Origin of the sequence: Palleronia sp. THAF1 (assembly GCF_009363795.1) — a bacterium.
Classification (GTDB): domain Bacteria; phylum Pseudomonadota; class Alphaproteobacteria; order Rhodobacterales; family Rhodobacteraceae; genus Palleronia.
The window spans coordinates 2,617,728-2,637,718 of sequence record NZ_CP045420.1; the positions used below are offsets into that span (position 1 = coordinate 2,617,728).

The window sequence follows — 19,991 nt, forward strand, 5'->3', positions numbered from 1 at the left end:
CGTTCGGTACACGGATGGGGTCGAAGCGCCCTTAGTTCAGGACGACGCCGTAACGCTCTTCCAGCCAACCGATGATGAAGGCCTTGGCTTCGGGCGACACTTTGGTCGCGCTTTCCAGCGCAGCTTGCGCCGCATCGCCGGTCATCTGCGGGTAGACGCCCAGACGAGCTTCCGAGTTCTCGGCGAAGTCGTCGCGCGCTTTGACCGCCTCGAAAGCTTCGGTGTAGGTCGCGATGGCCTCTTCCGACGCGCCGGCGGGCAGGAAAACCATCTTCTGCGCGGCGAAACCGGCGATGAAGAAGGCTTTCCAGGCGTCCCAACGCTCACCGCTCGTTTCGCAAGATTCGGTGGCTTCGCAGACTTCCTTGAAGGACGGCATGTCGGGGAAGGTGGGATCGCGCACGATGTTGCCCGCGTCGTCCAGCGCACCGAACGAGACCCACGGGGTTGCCGTGCCAGCCTCGACCAGCGGCACGACGCCGCCCAGGTAGGAAGACGAGGTTTGGTAGTCGATATTGGCTTCGCCACGCTCGAACATCAGACGGCCATCGCCGCGACCTTCGATGCCGAAGACCGGCAGCCCCAGCATTTCCCATGCCAGAAGCGGGACGAGGTCAAGACGCGTGGCGCCTTGGCTGCCGTAGATGAAATCTTCGCCCTGCAGCGCGGTCATGTCACTGTTGTCGCCCGGTCAGCCGGGCAGCGCGTCGAATAGCACGGGCGCGTGCGCGTTCACCCACTTGGCCGATCCGTCGGTTTCCATGAACTGGATCATCCATTCGATCGTCTCGCCGGACATGTCCATTTTGCTGGCTTCGGGCAGCACCTGCGTTCCGCTTCGAGCAGTCGACAAGGCCAATGTACGAACCTTGCATCCGCCAACATTCGTACCTGGGCTGCACTTGCGCATCGTCGTCGTCGAGGACGACATCTCGGTCGCGAAAGGCATCGGCTACTACCTGCAGGACGCGGGCCACACCGTCGATCTGCTGCACGAAGGGGCAGAGGCGGATGCGTTTCTGGCCCATGATGACGCCGACATCGTAGTGATGGACATCAACCTGCCCGGCATCGATGGCATCGCAATCTTGCGTCGGATGCGAGATCGGGGAGACACCCGCCCGGTCTTGCTGCTGACCGCGCGGTCGGACACGGGGGACAAGGTGGCGGGCCTCGATGCCGGGGCCGACGACTACCTGAGCAAACCCTTCGAGATGGATTAGTTTTGCGCCCGCATCCGTGCCCTGTCGCGCCGTGTGTCCGCGCGGTCCGGACCGGTTCATACCATTGGAGGCCTACGCTTCGATCACGCCGCCCGCAGTCTGAAGGGCGCGGACGGCCCCCTTGATATCCCGCGCCGAGAGGTCGCGCTGTTCGAGCGTCTGCTGATGGCGGATGGGCGTATCGTGTCGAAACAGATCCTGCTCGACAGCCTGTATGGCACCGGGGCCGACGTGGATGAGCCGGTGGTCGAGGTCTACGTCTCGCGCCTGCGCAAACGGCTACAGCCCCACGGGATCTCGATCACCGTCAAGCGGGGGTTGGGTTACATGATGCAGGCGGTGCCGTGAACCGCAGCCTGTCCCTGCGCGCGCGTCTGACGGTCGTCATCCTGACCCCGCTTTTGCTGATCGCGCTGGCTGTCGGTGCTTGGGCCTACATTGATGCGCAGCGCGCCGCCGCCGCGCGGTTCGACCGTTCGCTTCTGTCTACCGCGCTCGCCATCTCGCGCGATACGGCCGTGACCGGGGGCGACGCGCTTAGCGAAGAGACGCGCGATCTGCTGCGCGACACCTCTGGCGGGGCAGTGTTCTACCACGTCTATGCTCCCGACGGGGTCTTCGTGACCGGCTACGCCACCCCGCCGGTGCCGCCCGAACAGGTTCCGTCCGACGCCACTCAGGCGTATTATGACGCCGTCTACCGCGGTGCCCCGGTCCGGGCGCTGCGCTTTTCGCAAAGCACATCCATCGACCAAGTGTCTGGCTTGTTCACTTTCACTGTGTGGCAACAAACGGCGCTGCGCGACGGCTTCGTCCAACGCCGCACCGAGCCCGTGTTCGTCATCATCGCGTCCATGATCGGCGCGTTGGCCTTGATCGTTTGGTTCGGGGTGCGTCTGGGCTTGACCCCGTTATTGGAACTGGAAGAGGCCATCGCGCGCCGGTCCGCAACCGATCTGTCTCCGATCCGTCGCCAGGTCCCGGAAGAGGCTTACGGCATCGTCGCCCGTTTCAATACGCTCCTATCAGAGCTGTCGCGCACCATGGCCAACAAGGACGCAATCATTTCGAACGCGGCGCATCAGCTTCGCAATCCCATCGCCGGCGTGCAGACACTGGCAGAGGCGGTTCATCATGCTCGAACCATGGAGACGGCGAAGGAACGCTCTGCCAACCTGCTGGTGGCTGTAAGAGAGGCGGGGCACCTGACGGACACGCTTCTGACGCTTGAAAAGGCACGTGCCCCTGCGACGCCCGTATAGTTAGACCCTGTTCCGATGCTCGAACAGATCGCTAGAAAGACCGCCGCCCGGTGCGCAGAGCGCGGTATCGTCTTTGCGCACGATCTTCCTGCACAGCCGGTCCAGCTTGCGGGCGATCCGGTCATGTTCGAGCAGGCGATCCTGAACCTGCTGGACAACGCGCTGGTTCACGGGGGCCCGGATACGCGCAAGATCGACCTGACCGCGCGCACGGTGGACGGGGCGCTGCACATCATGGTGCGCGACGACGGGAAAGGCATACCGCCGGACGCCTTCGATCGCACGCTGGAGCGGTTCAGCCAGATCGGCGCCGGCACGGGATCAGGCCTTGGGCTTCCCATCGCCGCCGCAGTGGCCGAGTCCTTCGGCGGCCGGATCGCCTTGGCGAACGAAGCGGGGCAGCTGTCGGTCACCTTGATCCTGCCGATGTAGGGGCGGAAAGGATCGTCGCCAATTTCCGAAGGTTCTGTGCGCTTGCGGAAAGGAGGAATTCGGCGTTTGCGCCGCAAGGCCCTTGCAATCGGAGCTCTCCGAGGCCGAGGATGCGCTTGAGGTGGGCGAATAGGGTTCTGAACTGCCGTTTGCTGCGCCGTGGGCGGCCGGTAATTCTTCGGTAGCGCGGCCGGGCATCGTCCTGCTTCGGCCGCCCCTGCCCGACTTTCAACCGAAGAGCCTGTCAGCCATTACGCCGCCGGTTTGTCGTCTTCAAGATAATAGCGGATGTTGTCCTCGAAGGTCTCATCCGCCTCCAGCCCCAGCGACAGCGCCTTGTCGGCGCGTAGATCGAAGCGCCATCCTTTGACAATGGCCTGAATGTCGGGCTGGGCGTCCCATGTGATGCGCTCCGCCGGTTCCGGACCTGCAACGGCGGTCATGGCGTCGATCAGCTGGCGGACGGACCACATCTTGCCGGGCATGATCATGCATCGGTTCTGGCCCAGATCTTCGGCCCTCAGCTCGGCCCCCTTGATCAGGTTCTCCACGCATTTGCGGGGGGACAGGTAGTAGTGCAGGAAGTCGTCCTCGACCGGGCAGTTTGCGGGCTGGCCGTTCAGAGGTTCTCGCAGGATGGATGACATGAAGCTGGACGCCGCGCGGTTGGGCGCGCCCGGACGGACAGAGATCGTGGGCAGGCGGAAGCCGCGCCCGTCGATGTAGCCCTTGCGCGAATAGTCGTTGATCAGAAGTTCACCCACCGCCTTCTGCGCGCCGTAAGAGCCTTGGGGGTTCAGGAACGTGTGATCGGTGATCGGGTCCGGGACCTCTCCGCCGTAGACGGCCATCGACGACGTGAAGACCAACACTGGTTTGCTGCCCAGCGTGCGCAGGCGTTCCAGAACGTGAAGCGTGCCGACCATGTTGATCTGCCAGCCCGCGTCGAAATCCTCTTCCGCGTGGGCCGAAACGATGGCGGCCAGCAGGTAGATCACGTCCGCCTCTGCGGTGACGGTCTGCTCGACCGATGCGGGGTCGGCGATGTTGCAGGTGGTGGTCTGCACCTCGAAAGAGGCATCGACCGGCGTGGGGTCATTGATGTCGGCCAGCGTCAGCTTGGTGATGGGCTGGCCGCGAAGGGTGCCGCGTTCGGCCAGCTTTGCGGCCAGCTTCTGACCGATGACGCCACCGCCGCCGATGATGAGGATGTTCATATGCGTTCTTCCTTATCGTTTGTGTCTCTGGCTTTCGTCACAGCAGCCCCCGCCCCGCCAGATTGCGCATCAGGGCAGAGGTGCCGAAGGTCCACGGCGGGCAGTCGGGCGAGAGGCGGACGGTGTTGGTCAGCGTGCCGAGCGATGGCTCTGATATGCGCACAACGTCTCCAACATGGTGGGTAAAGCCCTGCCCTTGGCCGTCGCGGTCCTGCGTTGGGGCGAACATTGTGCCGCAGAACAGCATGACGCCGTCGGGGTATTGGTGGTGTGCGCCAAGGGTCTGGGCGACCAGATCGGCGGGATCGCGGCTGATCTGAGTCATCGACGACGCGCCGGTCATCTCGAACCCGTCGGTGCCGGTGACCGTCATCGTCAGTTCGGCGCGCCGCACATCGTCCAGCGAGAAGCCGTCGTCGAACAGGCGGATCGCGGGACCGATGGCGCCAGAGGCATTGTTGTCCTTGGCCTTGCCCAGCAGAAGGGCGGATCGCCCCTCCACGTCGCGCAGGTTCACGTCGTTACCCAATGTCGCGCCGACGATGCGACCGGCGGGGCTGACGGCCAGCACGACCTCGGGCTCGGGGTTGTTCCAGGTGGACACCGGATGCAGCCCCACCGCCGCGCCCCAGCCCACGGCGGACATGGGCTGGCCCTTGGTGAAGACCTCTGCGTCCGGGCCGATTCCGACTTCCAGGTATTGCGACCATAGCCCTTCGGCCATCAGAACGCGCTTGACCTCGTCGGCCTGCGCCGAGCCAGGGGTCAGGCCCGCAAGGCTGTCGCCGATGATGCGACCCACCTTGGCGCGGATGGCGGTGGCGCGGTCGGCGTCGCCCGCGGCCTGCTCTTCGATCACCCGTTCCACCATGGAGGCGGCGAATGTGACACCGCAGGCCTTGATCGCCTGCAGATCGTTGGGGGACAGCCAGCGCAGCGCGTCACCGGTGGCGTCGGGGGTGGATGCGTCGTGCAGGTCGGTGACGGCGCAGACGTCTTCGCCAGTTGCGGCGCGCGCGGCATTGGCCGGGTCGTCGGTGGCCAGCAGGTCAGCCATCGTCGGGTGCGCTTTACCGGTGATGTCGATCACGCGGTCGCCGTCGATCCGGACCAGCGCGGGGCCGATGCCGGGACGCCAGATGCGACCGACGAGGGTGGCGTTCGTGGTTTCGGGCAGCATGGGCGTTCCCCCTAGTTTGCGGCGGGCAGCATCTTGCCCGGATTAAGGATGTTATGCGGGTCGAAGCCCGCCTTGATCGCGCGCATGTACGCCAGCGCGGCGCCGTGTTCGGCGGCCATGAACTTCTGTTTGCCCAGCCCGATCCCGTGCTCTCCGCTGACCGTGCCTCCAAGGCGCAGGGCGGTTTCGGCAAGAGCGGTCGTGAACTTCTCGGCGCGGGCCATCTCGTCCGCGTCCTGCGGATCGACGCTGAGGCCCGCGTGAAAGTTGCCGTCGCCGACGTGGCCGACGATGGTGCTTGTCAGCGCCAGCCGTACCGCGTCCCGTTGGGCCTGCAACACCGCTTCGGCAAGGCGAGAGATCGGGACACAGACATCCGTGGGCCAGATATGCCCGCCCTTGCCCAACGCGGCGCTGGCGTAATGCGAGTCGTGGCGCATGGCCCAGAGCGCGTTGCGCTCTTCGGTGGTCTGCGCCGTCGCCCAGCCTTTCGCGCCGAAGTCTGCCGCGATCTCTTCGAACGTCACCGCCTGCGCCGCGACGCCGTCGGGCGTGCCGTGAAATTCAAGGAACAGATGCGGTTCTTCCGGCAAGCTGACGCCGGAGTAGGCGTTGAAGCCGCGCACCATCATCTCGTCTACCAGCTCGATCCGCGCCATGGGCAAGCCGGACTGGATCGTCAGGATCACGCAGTTCACCGCATCTTCCACTGAAGGAAAGCGGCAGGTGGCCGCGGTGATCACCTCTGGCGTGCCCTGCAGGCGCAGGGTCAGTTCGGTGATGATCCCCAGCGTCCCTTCGGAGCCGATCAGCAAGTGCGTCAGGTCATAGCCCGTGGATGATTTGCGCGCCCCGCTGCCGGTGCGAATGGTCGTGCCGTCGGCCATCACGGCTTCCAACGCCAAGACGTTCTCGCGCATCGTGCCATAGCGCACGGCGGTCGTGCCGCTGGCGCGGGTCGCCGCCATGCCACCGACGCTGGCATCCGCGCCGGGATCGACGGGGAAGAACAGGCCGGTGGCGCGCAGGTCTTCGTTCAGCCGCTTGCGGGTGATGCCCGGCTGGACGGTGGCGGTCAGGTCTTCGGGGTTCACGCGCAGAACAGAAGCCATCCGCGCCATATCAAGGCTGATGCCGCCTTTCGTGCAAAGGTGCTGCCCTTCCAGCGAAGACGCGGCGCCGTAGGGGACCACGGGGCAGCGTTCCTCATTACAGATCTTCAGGATGGCCGAGATTTCCTGTGTCGTTTGCGGGAAGGCCACGGCGTCGGGCGGGGTCGCGGGATAGTAGGTCTCGTTCTGGCCGTGCTGGTCGCACATAGCCTGACTGGTCGTCAGGCGCTCGCCCAGCAAATCGGCAACGCGGATAATGGCATTCGCGATGGTCATGCAGCGTTCCCGGATGCCGACCACAGCGCCAAAGCCACGACACCCAGCATCGACAGCGCCATCGCTATATTGATCGCCCGTTGCGTGCGCGGCGGCAGGTTCAGGCGGTGCAGCGACACGCCCGCCCAAAGCCACGCCAGATGCAAAGGTATCCAGATCGCGTTCAGGATCAGCGCCTTGGTGATCATTTCGAACAGAAAGCTGTCGGGCGCATAGTTGAACCCCAGGATCAGAGAACTGTTCACCGCGTAAGCCTTCGGGTTGATCGCCTGCAGCATCAGGCCGCCCAACACGCCGGGCGCTGTCTTTGCCTCCATGAACGAGATCTGCGCGCCTGCGAAGGCGATCCGCGCGGCCAGATACAGCAAGTAGCAAACCGATCCGATCAGCAACAACGTGCGCAGCCACGGCACCGACAGGATGATCGCGGCAAGGCCTGTCATCACCGACAGCATCACAAGGTTCGTGCCGATGAACAGGCCCAGAACGTACCGCAGCGACGGGCGGAAGCCGTAGGCCGCGCCGAAGCCCGCGGTCGTCATCACGCCCGGTCCCGGCGTGATAATCAGGAAGAAAACGGCTGCGGCGAAGGTCAGCATGGGGCGAACGCGCCCCGCGCGGTGCTGGTGTCGAACGACGCTGTCACGGCAAGCCTCCCTCCCTTCCCCAGAGCGACGATTGCATTGCCCTCAGGATGGTATACCATTTCGATCAAGCCGGGTTGACCGGGCAATGTCAATGGCCTGCGCCGGATCGGATGGCATCGCGGCAGGGCGACAAACGGGGGGACTACCATGAGCGATAAACCAACAATCGGGTTCATCGGCGTCGGCTTGATGGGGCACGGGATGGCCAAGAACATCCTGCAGGGCGGCTATGCCCTTGTCATCAAGGGCAACCGCAATCGCGGCCCGGTGGACAGCCTGCTGGGCATGGGCGCGACAGAGGTGACGACCGCGCGCGAGATGGCCGAGCGGTGCGATATCATCCACCTGTGCCTGTCGAACTCGCCGCAAGTCGAGGCCATCATTCGCGGCCCGGACGGCATCCTTGCGGGCGCGCGCGAGGGGCTGATCGTGGTGGACACGACGACCGCCGATCCAACCTCGACCATGGCGCTGGCCAAAGAGATGGCCGCCAAGGGGGTTCACATGGTAGACGCACCGCTGGGCCGGACACCGAAAGAGGCAGAGGAAGGCAAGCTGGACGCCATGGTCGGCGCGTCGGACGAGGCCTTCGCCAAGGTGAAACCGGTGCTGGAATGCTGGACCGGATCGATCAACCACCTTGGGCCGGTAGGATCGGGCCACAAGATGAAGCTGATCATGAACTTCATGTCGATGTCCTATGCCGCGATCTACTCCGAGGCGCTGAGCATCGCGGTGAAGTCCGACCTGACGCCCCAATCGGTGCGCGACGTCATGGGCCCGTCCCGCATGGGTTGCGGTTTCTTCGACACGTTCTTTTCAGCAACCGTCGGCGGCGATCCGAACGCCCACAAGTTCGCCATCGCGAATGCCGCGAAGGACGTACGCTACGTGGCCAACATGGCGATGGCGGCGGGCGTGATGAACCCGATGGGCGCGGCGGTGCGCAACTACTTCGACCAAGCGGAAGCGGCGGGCAAGGGACAGGACTACGTGCCGACCATCGCCAACCACATCGCCGAGCTAAACGGCTGCGACCTGCCGAGGGCGGTGAAGAAGGGGGAGGAGTAGGGATTAGAGGGGTTGGTGGGGATGCGGCGTGATTGGGTCGCACCGTGTCGGGAATGACGGCTTTGAGTTCTCTAGCAGAGCCAAGAAAGATAACGGTATTTGACACGAACTCTTATTTGCCCGAGCAACAGTTTAATAAAGGCATGTGCGAGGCATTGAACGCTATATGGAACTATCAGAAAGTACAATCGCAACCTTTATGGAGTTCGGCGAGCGCTTCAATCTTCTTGCCCAACAAGAGATATATGAAGACGGTGCAATTTGCGTCTTCTATGATCGGCAAGCTGGTTTAGACGAAGACATATGGATGTGCTTCAACAATATTGATGAAATCTCTTATAGCGCAGGCAAATTTTTCGGTGGAAGCGCCTTTCCATGTCCGGACGCGCTAAATGATTTTACCGAGAGTATTAACGGTATCCTATCCGGCAGGCATCAAATCCGTTACGGCTGGTTTGGATCAGTTCTTGAAGAAAAAGTTGGTGAGACATGGAAGATCAGGGGAAGGTACTCAAGTCCACACTGGAACGGTTTTCGGTTCCGAACTTTCGCAAATAAACCGCTAGAAGGAAGCTATTGACCGCAAGAAATTTTTGGCATTTCCGCGACATCAGGTTCCAGGATTTCGCCAGTATTGGTGCCATGCGCGTGCCATGGCTTTTGTCGCTCCCCCCCCTACTCCACGATCTTCGCCGTTCCGTCGGCCAGCATCGCTTCCACCGCTGGCATCTCGCAGAAGCCGTCTTGGACCTTCGCGTCCAGCGTGTCTTCCAGTTCCTGAATGGCTGCCAGCTGCGCGATGACCGCGTCGATCTGGGCGTAGGGGACGACGACGACGCCGTCGCGGTCGGCGACGATGATGTCTCCGGTCTCGACCTGCCGCCCGCCGACGACCGCGCCGAAGCCGACCTTGCCGGGGCCGTTGGAGTAGGGGGAATTGGGGCTAAGGCCTGCGCACCACGCGGGCAGACCGGCGGCGACGATGCCGGGGTAGTCGCGCATCTGGCCGTCGGTCACGAAGGCCGCGACGCCCTTGTTCTTCATCATCCCGCAGAAGCGGTCTCCGGCGGCCGAGCAGTTCTTGTGGCCGTGCACGGCAGAGACGATGATGTCGCCCGGCTCTGCGATATGCAGCGCGCCCATGGTGGCCAGGATCTCTGCCGGCCCGTTGTCGGCCACCAGCGCGGGGCCGTGGGCGTGGGTGGGCAGGTCAAGGCCGCCGCCGATGGGCTGGATAGACGCGTCGAGCGCACCTTGTCCGCCCATCGCGTCGCATAGGAAACCGGTGGGAATGTCCTTGAACGCGCCCACCTGTTCAGCACTGGGGCGGCGGATGGTGGCGCGGATTTGCAGCTTTGGCGGCTCTTTGATCATGGGGTGTCCTTCGTGGTTCAGGTCAAGAGGAATTGCATCAGATACAACGCGCCCATCCCCGCCACGATGGCCCAGATCACGCCGAAGCGCAGACCTGCCACGAAGGCCGCGACGGCGGCGATCATGCGGATGGGATCGGGGGTGCCGCCCGTCGCTTCTGGCCACACGACCAGCGGCACGAAAAGCGCCGGGAAGACCGCGACACCGACATAGCGCAGGTAAAGCAGCGCCCAGTCGGGCAGCCTGCGTCCGCCCAGAAGGCCAAGGAACGAAAATCGGATCAGGAAGGTGCCAAGGCCCAGCAGCAGGGTCAGCACCCAGAAAGAGGTCGTGTCGATCATGCGCTCGCCCTCGCGCGGCGTTTCACGAACAACTCGGCTTGCCCGCCTGCCAAAATGCCGAGCAATGCCGCGACCATCAGGCCCAGCGACCACGGCACCCACGCAAAGGCCAGGGCAGAGACGCCCGCCACCAATGCCGTGACGATATGCGGGCCGGACCGCAAAAGGGGCGCCGTCAGCGCGATGAAGCAGATCGGCACCGCGAAATCGAGGCCGAAGGACGCCGGGATCGCCTGCCCCACCAGCGCGCCGACAAGCGTGAAGCCGTACCAGAACGGGCAGATCAGCATCATGCATCCGAAGTAGTAGGCGACCTTGGACGCGGGCGTCATCTCTGGCCGATCCTCATAGGTGCGGTAGGCGACGGCGAAGGCCTGATCGACCATGAGGTAGGCCATCAGCGCGCGAATGCTCAGGCGGGCGTGACCGATATGCGGAACCAGAGCGGCGGAATACATCGCCATGCGCAGGTTCACCGCCAGCGCCGTCAGCAGCGCGATGAAGACGGGCGCTTGGTCCTGCAGCAGCGCCAGCGCGGTGAACTGAGATGCGCCCGCGATCACCAGGACCGACATCGACATCGTCTGCAGGACGTCCAGCCCCGCATCCCGCGCCACCACGCCGAACAGCAGCGAGTAGGGCACCACGATCAGCGTGAACGGCGCGCAGTCGCGGTAGCCCTGCCAGAAAGCGCGGGCCTGGGTCATTCCACCTGTGCTGCGCGCTGGACCAACCGCACATAGGTCAGACCCGCGGCGTTCGCCTTGCACCGGGCACCTTGCCGCTGGATGACCTCACCCGTGTCGCGGCCCACGGCGCGCGACAGCTCCTCAAGACGGTCGCATTGCAGCAAGGCCGATAGAACATCGTACTTCGTTTCGATCCGCGCGATGGTCGCGATCTCTTCGGATGCGCCCTCGGTCAGGCGGGCGATACGCTCGGCGATACCCGCGTTGAACGTGGCTGCCTCCTTCGTGAAGCACAGCGTGGCCACGGCGGGTGTTTCCGGATCGGTCGCATCGCAGGTGGCCAGTGCGTCGGTAATACAGGCACCGGGCGTTTCGCTTTCGGCGATGCAGGCGTCTACCGCAGCGATATCGACCTGCGCCATCGCTGGCGCGGCCACTGCAAGACAGGCAACAGAGAGAAGCAGGCGGATTGTCACAGAAGGATCTCCCTGAACGCACGACCATCTCGGCCCTTGCATTTGGTATACCATTTAAGGAAGCTGTGCCAAGGCCGTCCGTTGGCCGAAAGGGGATCAGATGACAGATACGCGCGCCAACAAACGCTTCCGCTCGCAAGAGTGGTTCGACAACCCGAACAATCCGGGCATGACAGCCCTGTATGTCGAGCGCTATCAGAACAGCGAATACACGCGCGAAGAGTTGCAGGGCGGGCGCCCGATCATCGGCATCGCGCAGACCGGCAGCGATCTGGCGCCCTGTAATAAGATTCATGTCTTCCTCATGGACCGGATCAAGGCGGGCATCCGCGAGGCAGGCGGCGTTCCGATGGAATTCCCGGTTCATCCCATTCAAGAAACCGGCAAGCGCCCCACCGCCGCATTGGACCGCAATCTGGCTTATCTGAGCCTCGTCGAAGTGCTGCACGGCTATCCGATCGATGGCGTCGTGCTGACCACTGGCTGTGACAAGACCACCCCTGCCATGCTGATGGGCGCGGCCACCGTGGACCTGCCCGCCATCGCGCTGAACGGCGGGCCGATGCTGGACGGTTGGTGGCAGGGCAAGCGCGCGGGCTCTGGCACGATCGTCTGGGAAAGCCGCCGCCTGCTGGCCGAAGGCAAGATCGACTACGAAGAATTCATGAGCCGCGTGTGTTCGTCGGCCCCCTCGCTGGGTCATTGCAACACCATGGGCACCGCCAGCACGATGAACGCAATGGCAGAGGCCTTGGGTATGACCCTGACCGGCAACGCCGCGATTCCCGCGCCTTTCCGTGAGCGGATGGCAATGGCCTACCAGACAGGACAGCGCATCGTTCAGATGGTCCTGGACGATCTGAAGCCGTCCGACATCATGACGCGTGAAGCCTTCGAGAACGCCATCGTCGTAAATGCTGCCATCGGCGGGTCCACCAACGCACCGCCGCATCTGCAGGCCGTCGCGCGCCACATCGGGGTCGAGCTGGATGTGAAGGATTGGGAAACCATCGGCTTCGACGTGCCGCTTCTCGTCAACATGCAGCCCGCCGGCGAATACTTGGGCGAATCCTTCTACCGCGCGGGTGGTGTACCTGCGCTGATGGGGGAACTCCTGAAGGCCGGTCGCTTGCACGAAGACGCAATGACCGCCACCGGCGCGCGGGTGTTGGAAAACCTGACCGGCTGGCGCAGCCGGGACGAGGACGTGATCAAGCCATACGACGCGCCCATGCGCCCCAATGCGGGCTTCAAGGTGCTGTCGGGAAACCTGTTCGATAGCGCCTTGATGAAAACCAGCGTGATCTCTGACGACTTCCGCAAGCGATTCCTGTCAGAGCCGGGGAACGAGGGCGTCTACGAGGCCCGCGCCATCGTGTTCGAGGGGCCGGAAGACTACCACGACCGCCTGAACGATCCCGCGTTGGAGATCGACGACCGCTCCATCCTGTTCATCCGCGGCGTGGGCTGCGTCGGCTACCCCGGCAGTGCAGAGGTGGTGAACATGCAGCCGCCCGACGCGCTGATCCGGGCGGGCGTGAACCACCTGCCCACCGTAGGCGACGGGCGACAATCGGGTACGTCGGAAAGCCCGTCGATCCTGAACGCCTCGCCGGAAGCTGTCGTGGGCGGGGGGCTGGCCTATCTGCGCACCGGCGACCGCGTGCGGCTGGACCTGAACGCCAGCCGGATGGACGCGCTGGTGCCAGAGGACGAATGGCAGGCCCGCATCGACGCGTGGGAGCCGCCCGTGTTGCACCACCAGACCCCGTGGCAAGAGATCTACCGCACGCATGTGGGACAACTGTCCACCGGCGGCTGTCTGGAACTGGCGACCGCCTACCAGAAGGTCGGCCGTGACCTGCCGCGCGACAATCATTGAACGAAGGCGAGACAGCATGAGCAAGACCATCATCATCACCGGCGCGGGCGGCGGCATCGGCAAGGCGACCGCCGACGCGTTCCTAGACGCAGGCTGGCGCGTCGGCTTCGTGGGACGCACGCCCGAAAAAGTGGAAGAAGCGGCAGGCGGACGCGATGGCGCGCTGCCCCTGCCCTGCGATGTGACGAACGAGGCAGAGGTGTCGGACGCCTTCACCAAGGCGCAGAACCAGTGGGGCCGGATCGACGCGATCTTCAACAACGCGGGCGTGTCGATGCCGTCCGAGACCATCGACGAGATCGACGTGGACGCATGGCGCAACCTGATCGATATCAACGTCACCGGCAGCTTCATCTGCGCGAAAGTCGCTTTTGGATGCATGCGCGCGCAAAACCCGCAGGGCGGGCGCATCATCAACAACGGCTCTATCTCGTCCGACGTGCCGCGCTGGGGTTCGGCGGCCTACACCGCGTCCAAGCACGCGATCACGGGGCTCACACGGTCGATCAGTCTGGATGGTCGCGCGTTCTCTATCGCGTGCGGCCAGATCGACATCGGCAACGCGCTGACCGACATGGCGCGCAAGATGACCAAGGGCGTGCCGCAGGCCGACGGATCCATCGCGGTCGAGCCTGTGATGGACGTGTCGCATGTGGCGAACTCGGTCCTGCACATGGCCAGCCTGCCACTGGACGCGAACGTGCAGTTCATGACCGTGATGGCAACCAACATGCCCTATATCGGGCGCGGCTGAACAGAGTTACGCGGGCGCCTTCTGGCGCTCGCGGTTCCAGATATACAGGCCAGAGGCGATGATGATCAGCCCGCCGGCCAGCGTCCAGATCGTTGGATAAGTTGCAAAGACAAGGATGCCCGCTACCGCCGCAAGAAAGATCTGGCTGTAGACCATCGGCGCAAGGATCGACGCATCGGCCCAGCGATGTGCAACGGTGGCAAGGATATGCCCCATCATGCCGAACCCGCCGATCAGAAACATGATCAGCCACTGCAGGCCGTTTTCGGGCCAGACCCACACAGCCCACGCGAACGGCGCCAGGGCGACCGACGCCAGCCCTGACGACCACACCTGCTGGGTCGCGTTAGTCTCTATCCCAGCCAGCATCCGCGTCATGATGAAATAAAGCGACGCGATAATCAGCGCAGCTAGCGAGAAGAACATCGCCGGGTGGAACTCTGTCCCCCACGGCTGGATCACCACGAGCACACCCAGGAACCCCACGCAGACCGCCACGATCCGACGCAATCCCACGCGCTCTCCCAAGATCGGGATGGCCAGCAGCGTGACCACGATGGGACCGGCGAACATGATGGTCGTGGTGACGGTGATCGGCAGCGATTGCAGCGCGAAGAAGTTGCAGATTGTCGATCCGAACAGGAACAGCGACCGCAGGGCCTGCCGGAACGGCGCTTCGGAATGGAAGATCAGGCGCCGTTCCTGCGGCAGATACAGGATCATCGCATAGGCGAAGTGCCCGAAGTAGCGCACGAAAACGACCTGCATGACGGGTAGCCCCGCCAGCACCAGCCACTTGGCAGAGGTGTCGATACAGGTGAAGAAGACGACCGCGAAGAACATGGTCAGCACGCCTGCCTTGGCGCGGTCTTCTCTGGGAATGGGGGTGCTCATGGGCGTATCGCGATCAGATCGTCATTCCGCCATCAATGCAGACGCACTGCCCGGTCATGTAGCGGCTTTCGTCGCTGGACAGGTAGACGACCAGATCGGCGATCTCTTGCGCCTGACCAATGCGGCCCATGGGCTGACGGGCAACGAAGGCGGTCATTGCGGCATCGTAGTCTCCGCTCGCGCGCAGACGTTCATGCAGGCTAGGACTGTCCACCGTGCCCGGCGCGATGGCATTGCAGCGGATGCCCTGCCCCACGAAATCGGCGGCGACCTGCTTGGTCAGCCCGATCGTGGCGGCCTTTGACGTGCCGTAGATGAACCGGTTCGGCAGGCCCATGACGGAAGAACACACCGATGCGATGTTCACGATGGCCCCATGCCCCCGGTCTATCATCCCCGGCAGCGCCGCCTGAATCGCCTGCATATGGGGGCGGACATTCAGGTTCATTGCCGTGTCGAAGTCCTGATCGGTGGCCTCAAGGATCGTGCCCGCATGGACGATACCGGAACAGTTCACCAGAATATCGGGAGCGGTGTCGTGCACCGCCTGCGTCAGCGCCACCTTGTCGGTCACGTCAAGCGCGAAGGCATGGGCGGCCTTGAGCCCCTTCAGCAAATCACCATTCAGGTCGGTCGCCGTCACCGACGCCCCTTCACGGATCAGCGCCTCTGCCGTCGCGCGCCCGATGCCTTGCCCAGCGGCTGTGATGAAGGCGGTCTTGCCCTGTAATCTCATTTCTTTTCCCCAAGATGGGCCTGCATCCAGTCCACCATCGCGGGCACCATCATATTACCCTCTCCGCCGTCGCGCGCTTCGCGCAGGGTGGCGTCGGCGGCCCCGGACATGCGGCTTTGCAGGCCAAGATCCTGCGCCATCTGGCGGTAGTAGCCCACGTCCTTCGCCGCGTTCGCGACCGAGAAGGCCAAATCGACCTGACCGTCCACCGCATAGTTGCGGATGAAGCCCATCATGCCCGAATGGTTCGGCCCCGCCGCCATGACGTCATACAGCGCCTGCCGCTCGATGCCCGACGTGTCGGCGACCGCGAACGCCTCTGCCATGGCGCAGGCGGTGGTCATGGCGAAGTAGTTGTTGATCAACTTGATCGTGTGGCCGTTGCCCAGCGCACCAAGGTGGAAGACGTTTTCGCCCAACACGTCGAGCACCGGTTTGACCCGAGCGTAGGCGTCCGCATCTCCCGCGCACATGATGTTCAGCTGGCCGTCCTTGGCGTGCGCTGGCGTGCGGCCCAGCGGCGCGTCGAGGTACGTTGCCCCCTTCTCTGCCAGCGCCGCGCCGATCTTCTTGGTGGACTCGGGCAGCGAGGTGCCAAAGTCGATCACGACCTGCCCCTGTTTCGCGCCCGCCAGTACACCGTTGTCACCGTAGACGCGGCTTTCGACCTGATCAGAGGTGCCGACGCAGAGCATCACGATATCCGCGCTTTCGGCCAACGCCTTGGCGCTTTCCGCCTCGGTCCCGCCGCGCGAGATGGCTTCCTCCACACCCGTACGGTCGCGGTTGCCCAGAACAGTCACAGCATAGCCTGCGCCCTGCAGGCATTCGACCATCGCCCGGCCCATGAGGCCAAGGCCAATGAAGCCTATCGTCGGTGTCGTCATCGTTTTCCCCTTCGTTTCATACGCCAGTATAATCGCCGGGCACCTGCCCCGCGCGCACAGGCCTGCCCTGTTGTGCGGACAAGGCGGCTGCCAGCGTCATCTCCAACGCCTTCATGCCATCCGCGCCCGTACACAGCACGTCGTCTTCTGCTCCACCGACCACGCCGGCGAAACGGGTGATCTGTTCCAGCAGCGGATCGACCGTGTCGCAATGCGGGCCATCGCGGCGCGTCAGCGGCTTGGACCACTCGACCTCTCCGGGATCGGAGCGGCCCCAGAAGGTCAGCGATGGAAACTCCAGCGAGCCCAGCGTGCCGACGAACCGCAGGTAATCCTGCCCCGATGGCGCGATGGCCGGATTCTCGGCGGTCGCGGACTCAAACGACCAAGGTGACGCGCCCGCGTCGGAAATCAGGAACGAGCCCAAAGCGCCGCTTTCGAACCGCAAGGCGAGGGCGGAAGTATCCTCGACCATCAGCCCGCGCCGCGCGTTGGATGTCAGCGCGGTGATCTCATCGATTTCGCCAAGGAAGAAACGCAGGAGGTCCAACTCATGCGTCAGGTTGGTCAGCAGTGGGCCAGCGCCGGGAAGGCGCCGCCATTGTGCGTCGTAATAGGTGTCGTGTTTGCGCAGGGACCACATGCCCTGAACGCCGACGACATCGCCGATCTGCGTCAAGGCCTCGCGCGTGGCGCGCGAAAACGGATGGCAGCGGCGGTGGTGGCCGGTGAATAGCGGGACGCCCCTGTCGGCGGCGCGAGTCACGATATCCGTCGCCTGATCCATCGTCCCGGCGACAGGCTTTTCGACGATCACCGGCCAGCCCCGGTCGATGCATGCCAACGCAGAGGCATGGTGGTCCTGCGTCGGCGTGGCGAGGATCGCGGCGCGCGTCTCGTCGGGTACGTCATCCAACGTCGCGACCGCGTTCAGCCCCATGGACCGCAGTTCGGCCCGCCGCGCAGCCACCGGCTCGACCACCGCCGCGATGCGGGTCGCCGCACATTCCTGCGCCACCTGCACATGCCGCATCCCGATGGAACCTGCGCCGATGATGACGACCGGCAGTTGGCTCACATCACGGCCCCGACCTGCCACGGCACGAATTCGTAGTCGCCAAGGCCTTGCGCTTCGGACTTCGAGGCTTCGCCCGATGCCATGCGCAACCACATCTCGTAGATCTCGCGGCCCACCTCTTCGACGCTGGCGCCGTGCGACAGGATGGTGCCCGCGTTCACGTCCATGTCCGATGTCAGGCGCTGGAACATCTGCGTGTTGGTGGCGACCTTCATCGTCGGCGCGGGCTTAGAGCCGAAGGCCGATCCCCGCCCGGTGGTGAAGCAGACAAGATTGCAGCCACTGGCGATCTGGCCGGTGACGCTGGCCGGGTCGTAGCCGGGGCTGTCCATGAAGGTGAAGCCACGGGTGGTGACGGGTTCGGCGTATTTGAACACGCCGGTCAGGGGGGTCGTGCCGCCCTTGGCCGCAGCCCCAAGCGACTTCTCAAGAATCGTCGTCAGCCCGCCCGCCTTGTTTCCGGGGCTGGGGTTGTTGTCCATGTTGCCGCGATTGCGGCTGGTGTAGTCCTGCCACCACTCGATCAGGCCGATCAGTTTGTCGCCCACGGCGCGATCCGTCGCGCGGGCGGTCAGCAGGTGTTCGGCGCCGTAGATCTCTGGTGTTTCGGCCAGCACACCGGTGCCGCCCTGCGCCACCAGCAGATCGCAGGCATGACCGACCGCCGGGTTCGCGGTGATGCCCGACCACGCGTCAGAGCCGCCGCATTGCAGGGCGACCATCAGTTCAGAGGCTGGGCATTCCTCACGCTGCACATCATTAACCAGCGGCAGCATCGCCTCGATCTTCTTGATTCCCAATTCAACCGTGGTGCTCAGGCCGCCCACGTCCTGGATGTTCATTGCCTGAAACAGCGGGCCGGGGGTCAGGCCGTAGGCTTCGATCAGCCAGTCGATCTGCATCATCTCGCAGCCCAGACCCGCCATCAGCACGCCGCCCACGTTCGGGTTGCGCGCATAGCCCCAAAGGGTGCGTTGCAACAGCTCGAAGCCCGTGCCGTCCCCGCCCATGGCGCAGCCGGTGCCATGGACGAATGCGGCGACGCCGTCGACGTTGGGATAATCCGCCAGCTTGTCCGGCGTGAAGTGTCCTGCGATCATCCGGGCGGCGGTGGCCGAACAATTTACCGAGGTCAGAACGGCGATGTAGTTGCGCGTACCGACCCGTCCGTTGGACCGGCGATAGCCCTTGAAGGTGTCCCGCTGCGTGGCAGGCACGACCGGGCGCAGGTTGGTCGAGAATTCGTACTCCGTATCCACATTGCGGAACTCTAGGTTCTGTGTGTGAACGTGTGCGCCTTTCGCGATGTCTTCCGCTGCATAGCCGATGACCTGCGCGTATTTGTGGACGGGTTGGCCCTTGGCGATATCCACCGTCGCCATCTTGTGGCCGCGCGGGATCAGTTGGGTCGCCCCCTCCTGCCCCACTTCCAGCGGTGTGATCGCAGTGACGACGTTGTCTTCGGGGGACAGGCGGACAGTGTTCATGTGGGCAACTCGGTCAGGGGATCAGGCGCAGGCGGGGCTGTCGCTTTTCCAACGGTGGATCGGGATGTGTGGCTGACCGCCCAAGCGCAGGCGCGCATCGCGCCACATGTCCCGCCAAACCTGCCAATCGGTCAAAACACGTTCAGGATGCGCATGGGAGCGGGCGACGAACTCTGGGAAGTGCGACCGGCCCGTGGGTTGCCCGGTGACGTTGTAGCGTACATCGAAGGACCAGCGGAACCGGTCCGATGTATTGTCCAAAGAGGCATGCGGCGTCAGCGGATGGAAGATGACCGCGCCACCCGCCTTGACCGGAAGCGGCTGTGCTTTTTCCAGATCGAGGCAGCCGTCCGCGATGGCCGTCTGCTTCTTTGGGCAATGCGGATACATCTGCGGCTTGCCGGGGATCACCTGAAGGCAACCATTCTCCACAGTCGCATTGGAGATCGCCAGCCAAACCGTGACCATCTGCGTGCCGTCGCCGTCTGCGTGCGCGACGGCACGATCCTGATGCCAGTCGGTCGCCATGACATGGGCGCGGTTTTCAGAACCGTTCAGCGTCGGCGCAGGGGGCTTGAGGCGGACGTGCTGGATGGGATTTGATGTCAGTTCCGGCCCGATCAGCGACTCCACCAGATCCAGCAAGTGCGGCGCTGTTATCATGTCGAACACCGCAGGCCCGAAGTGGAACGGCGTATCCGGCGCGATGTCTCCGCCGGGCAACGAGATATCCATAGGCTGGAACCAGTCGCAGCCCGCGTCGTAGCTGGTCAGCAGCTTTTGCCAGAAGTCCATGTCGCCCGGCGGGGGCACCCGTCCTTCGGCGTGCCAACCGTCATACAAGGTGTCGAGCAGGTCTTCGTACTCGCGCTTCACACTGTTGAGGATCGGCATGGGCAGAACGTCAGGCACGACGATTACGCCGTTGGTGTTGAAGTCGTCGATCTGTTGCTGCGTCAGCATGGCGAAACTC

General features: G+C 63.9%; 24 protein-coding genes and 1 pseudogene. 8 read left to right on the forward strand and 17 right to left on the reverse strand.

Features of this window, described 5'->3' with window-relative positions; translation table 11 throughout:
* Positions 1–31 precede the first annotated feature (31 nt).
* Both FIU81_RS13020 and FIU81_RS16975 read right to left on the reverse strand, forming a co-directional pair.
* Positions 32–673, reverse strand: a complete 642-nt coding sequence (locus FIU81_RS13020) for a hypothetical protein (protein WP_254695921.1) — start codon at positions 671–673, stop codon at positions 32–34.
* A gap of 18 nt (positions 674–691) precedes the next feature.
* On the reverse strand, positions 692–853 hold the full coding sequence (locus FIU81_RS16975; RefSeq protein WP_254695922.1) for a hypothetical protein: 162 nt from the start codon (positions 851–853) through the stop codon (positions 692–694).
* 49 nt (positions 854–902) lie between these two features.
* Between FIU81_RS16975 and FIU81_RS17090 the strand changes: the two genes are divergently transcribed.
* Genes FIU81_RS17090 through FIU81_RS13035 form a run of 4 tightly spaced genes read left to right on the forward strand, consistent with a single transcriptional unit; the run spans position 903 to position 2,917 of the window.
* On the forward strand, positions 903–1,223 hold the full coding sequence (locus FIU81_RS17090; RefSeq protein WP_320414778.1) for a response regulator transcription factor: 321 nt from the start codon (positions 903–905) through the stop codon (positions 1,221–1,223).
* A 33-nt stretch (positions 1,224–1,256) separates the two neighbouring features.
* A complete protein-coding gene (locus FIU81_RS17095) occupies positions 1,257–1,571 on the forward strand; it encodes a winged helix-turn-helix domain-containing protein (protein ID WP_320414779.1) in 315 nt (104 codons plus the stop codon).
* Positions 1,568–2,485 carry a sensor histidine kinase gene (locus tag FIU81_RS13030; protein ID WP_124110659.1) on the forward strand — a complete coding sequence of 306 codons (918 nt, stop codon included), beginning with the start codon at positions 1,568–1,570 and terminating at the stop codon, positions 2,483–2,485. The genes FIU81_RS17095 and FIU81_RS13030 overlap by 4 nt, the downstream gene beginning before the upstream one ends.
* A 15-nt stretch (positions 2,486–2,500) precedes the next feature.
* On the forward strand, positions 2,501–2,917 hold the full coding sequence (locus tag FIU81_RS13035) for a sensor histidine kinase (RefSeq protein ID WP_124110658.1): 417 nt from the start codon (positions 2,501–2,503) through the stop codon (positions 2,915–2,917).
* Here the strand turns inward: FIU81_RS13035 and FIU81_RS16980 are convergent.
* The 5 genes and pseudogenes from FIU81_RS16980 to FIU81_RS13060 all read right to left on the reverse strand — a co-directional run.
* Positions 2,895–3,053 (reverse strand): annotated as a pseudogene (locus FIU81_RS16980) (IS5/IS1182 family transposase); the annotation flags it as partial. The gene FIU81_RS13035 and the pseudogene FIU81_RS16980 sit on opposite strands and share 23 nt — an antisense overlap.
* Positions 3,054–3,168: 115 nt before the next feature.
* Positions 3,169–4,134 carry a D-erythronate dehydrogenase gene (gene denD, locus FIU81_RS13045; RefSeq protein WP_124110657.1) on the reverse strand — a complete coding sequence of 322 codons (966 nt, stop codon included), beginning with the start codon at positions 4,132–4,134 and terminating at the stop codon, positions 3,169–3,171.
* 37 nt (positions 4,135–4,171) lie between these two features.
* The gene (locus tag FIU81_RS13050) at positions 4,172–5,314 is read right to left on the reverse strand and encodes a fumarylacetoacetate hydrolase family protein (RefSeq protein ID WP_124110656.1); all 1,143 of its coding nucleotides are present in this window, start codon (positions 5,312–5,314) and stop codon (positions 4,172–4,174) included.
* A gap of 11 nt (positions 5,315–5,325) precedes the next feature.
* The gene (locus FIU81_RS13055; RefSeq protein WP_124110655.1) at positions 5,326–6,702 is read right to left on the reverse strand and encodes an FAD-binding oxidoreductase; all 1,377 of its coding nucleotides are present in this window, start codon (positions 6,700–6,702) and stop codon (positions 5,326–5,328) included.
* Positions 6,699–7,301, reverse strand: a complete 603-nt coding sequence (locus FIU81_RS13060; protein ID WP_124110654.1) for a LysE family translocator — start codon at positions 7,299–7,301, stop codon at positions 6,699–6,701. The genes FIU81_RS13055 and FIU81_RS13060 overlap by 4 nt, the downstream gene beginning before the upstream one ends.
* A gap of 195 nt (positions 7,302–7,496) precedes the next feature.
* On the opposite strand from FIU81_RS13060, the gene FIU81_RS13065 reads away from it, so the two are divergent.
* Complete coding sequence (locus tag FIU81_RS13065) at positions 7,497–8,420, forward strand: NAD(P)-dependent oxidoreductase (RefSeq protein WP_124110653.1); 924 nt, start codon at positions 7,497–7,499, stop codon at positions 8,418–8,420.
* 166 nt (positions 8,421–8,586) lie between these two features.
* Positions 8,587–9,000: a hypothetical protein gene (locus tag FIU81_RS13070; protein WP_124110652.1), complete on the forward strand. Its 414-nt coding sequence runs from the start codon at positions 8,587–8,589 to the stop codon at positions 8,998–9,000.
* Between the two features lie 95 nt (positions 9,001–9,095).
* Here FIU81_RS13070 and FIU81_RS13075 read toward each other — a convergent pair whose 3' ends face one another.
* Genes FIU81_RS13075 through FIU81_RS13090 form a run of 4 tightly spaced genes read right to left on the reverse strand, consistent with a single transcriptional unit; the run spans position 9,096 to position 11,300 of the window.
* Positions 9,096–9,794 carry an RraA family protein gene (locus FIU81_RS13075; RefSeq protein WP_124110651.1) on the reverse strand — a complete coding sequence of 233 codons (699 nt, stop codon included), beginning with the start codon at positions 9,792–9,794 and terminating at the stop codon, positions 9,096–9,098.
* 17 nt (positions 9,795–9,811) lie between these two features.
* Complete coding sequence (locus FIU81_RS13080) at positions 9,812–10,135, reverse strand: AzlD domain-containing protein (protein WP_124110650.1); 324 nt, start codon at positions 10,133–10,135, stop codon at positions 9,812–9,814.
* Positions 10,132–10,842, reverse strand: coding sequence for an AzlC family ABC transporter permease (locus FIU81_RS13085; RefSeq protein WP_124110649.1), 711 nt, complete (start codon positions 10,840–10,842; stop codon positions 10,132–10,134). Before FIU81_RS13085 ends, FIU81_RS13080 begins: the two co-directional genes overlap by 4 nt.
* Positions 10,839–11,300 (reverse strand): hypothetical protein, encoded by a 462-nt coding sequence (locus FIU81_RS13090; protein WP_124110648.1) that lies wholly within the window; start codon positions 11,298–11,300, stop codon positions 10,839–10,841. Before FIU81_RS13090 ends, FIU81_RS13085 begins: the two co-directional genes overlap by 4 nt.
* Positions 11,301–11,400: 100 nt before the next feature.
* Here FIU81_RS13090 and FIU81_RS13095 point away from each other — a divergent pair, with 100 nt between their 5' ends.
* Positions 11,401–13,182, forward strand: coding sequence for an IlvD/Edd family dehydratase (locus FIU81_RS13095; protein WP_124110647.1), 1,782 nt, complete (start codon positions 11,401–11,403; stop codon positions 13,180–13,182).
* Positions 13,183–13,198: 16 nt separating this feature from the next.
* Positions 13,199–13,936, forward strand: a complete 738-nt coding sequence (locus tag FIU81_RS13100; protein WP_124110646.1) for an SDR family oxidoreductase — start codon at positions 13,199–13,201, stop codon at positions 13,934–13,936.
* 6 nt (positions 13,937–13,942) lie between these two features.
* Here FIU81_RS13100 and FIU81_RS13105 read toward each other — a convergent pair whose 3' ends face one another.
* Genes FIU81_RS13105 through FIU81_RS13130 form a run of 6 tightly spaced genes read right to left on the reverse strand, consistent with a single transcriptional unit; the run spans position 13,943 to position 19,981 of the window.
* Positions 13,943–14,830 (reverse strand): DMT family transporter, encoded by an 888-nt coding sequence (locus FIU81_RS13105; RefSeq protein ID WP_124110645.1) that lies wholly within the window; start codon positions 14,828–14,830, stop codon positions 13,943–13,945.
* Between the two features lie 13 nt (positions 14,831–14,843).
* On the reverse strand, positions 14,844–15,566 hold the full coding sequence (locus tag FIU81_RS13110; protein WP_124110644.1) for an SDR family oxidoreductase: 723 nt from the start codon (positions 15,564–15,566) through the stop codon (positions 14,844–14,846).
* The gene (locus FIU81_RS13115) at positions 15,563–16,453 is read right to left on the reverse strand and encodes an NAD(P)-dependent oxidoreductase (protein ID WP_124110643.1); all 891 of its coding nucleotides are present in this window, start codon (positions 16,451–16,453) and stop codon (positions 15,563–15,565) included. Before FIU81_RS13115 ends, FIU81_RS13110 begins: the two co-directional genes overlap by 4 nt.
* A 16-nt stretch (positions 16,454–16,469) precedes the next feature.
* Complete coding sequence (locus FIU81_RS13120) at positions 16,470–17,531, reverse strand: Gfo/Idh/MocA family protein (RefSeq protein WP_124110642.1); 1,062 nt, start codon at positions 17,529–17,531, stop codon at positions 16,470–16,472.
* Positions 17,528–19,018 (reverse strand): UxaA family hydrolase, encoded by a 1,491-nt coding sequence (locus tag FIU81_RS13125; RefSeq protein ID WP_124110641.1) that lies wholly within the window; start codon positions 19,016–19,018, stop codon positions 17,528–17,530. The genes FIU81_RS13120 and FIU81_RS13125 overlap by 4 nt, the downstream gene beginning before the upstream one ends.
* A 21-nt stretch (positions 19,019–19,039) precedes the next feature.
* On the reverse strand, positions 19,040–19,981 hold the full coding sequence (locus FIU81_RS13130; RefSeq protein WP_124110640.1) for a phytanoyl-CoA dioxygenase family protein: 942 nt from the start codon (positions 19,979–19,981) through the stop codon (positions 19,040–19,042).
* Positions 19,982–19,991: the final 10 nt, after the last annotated feature.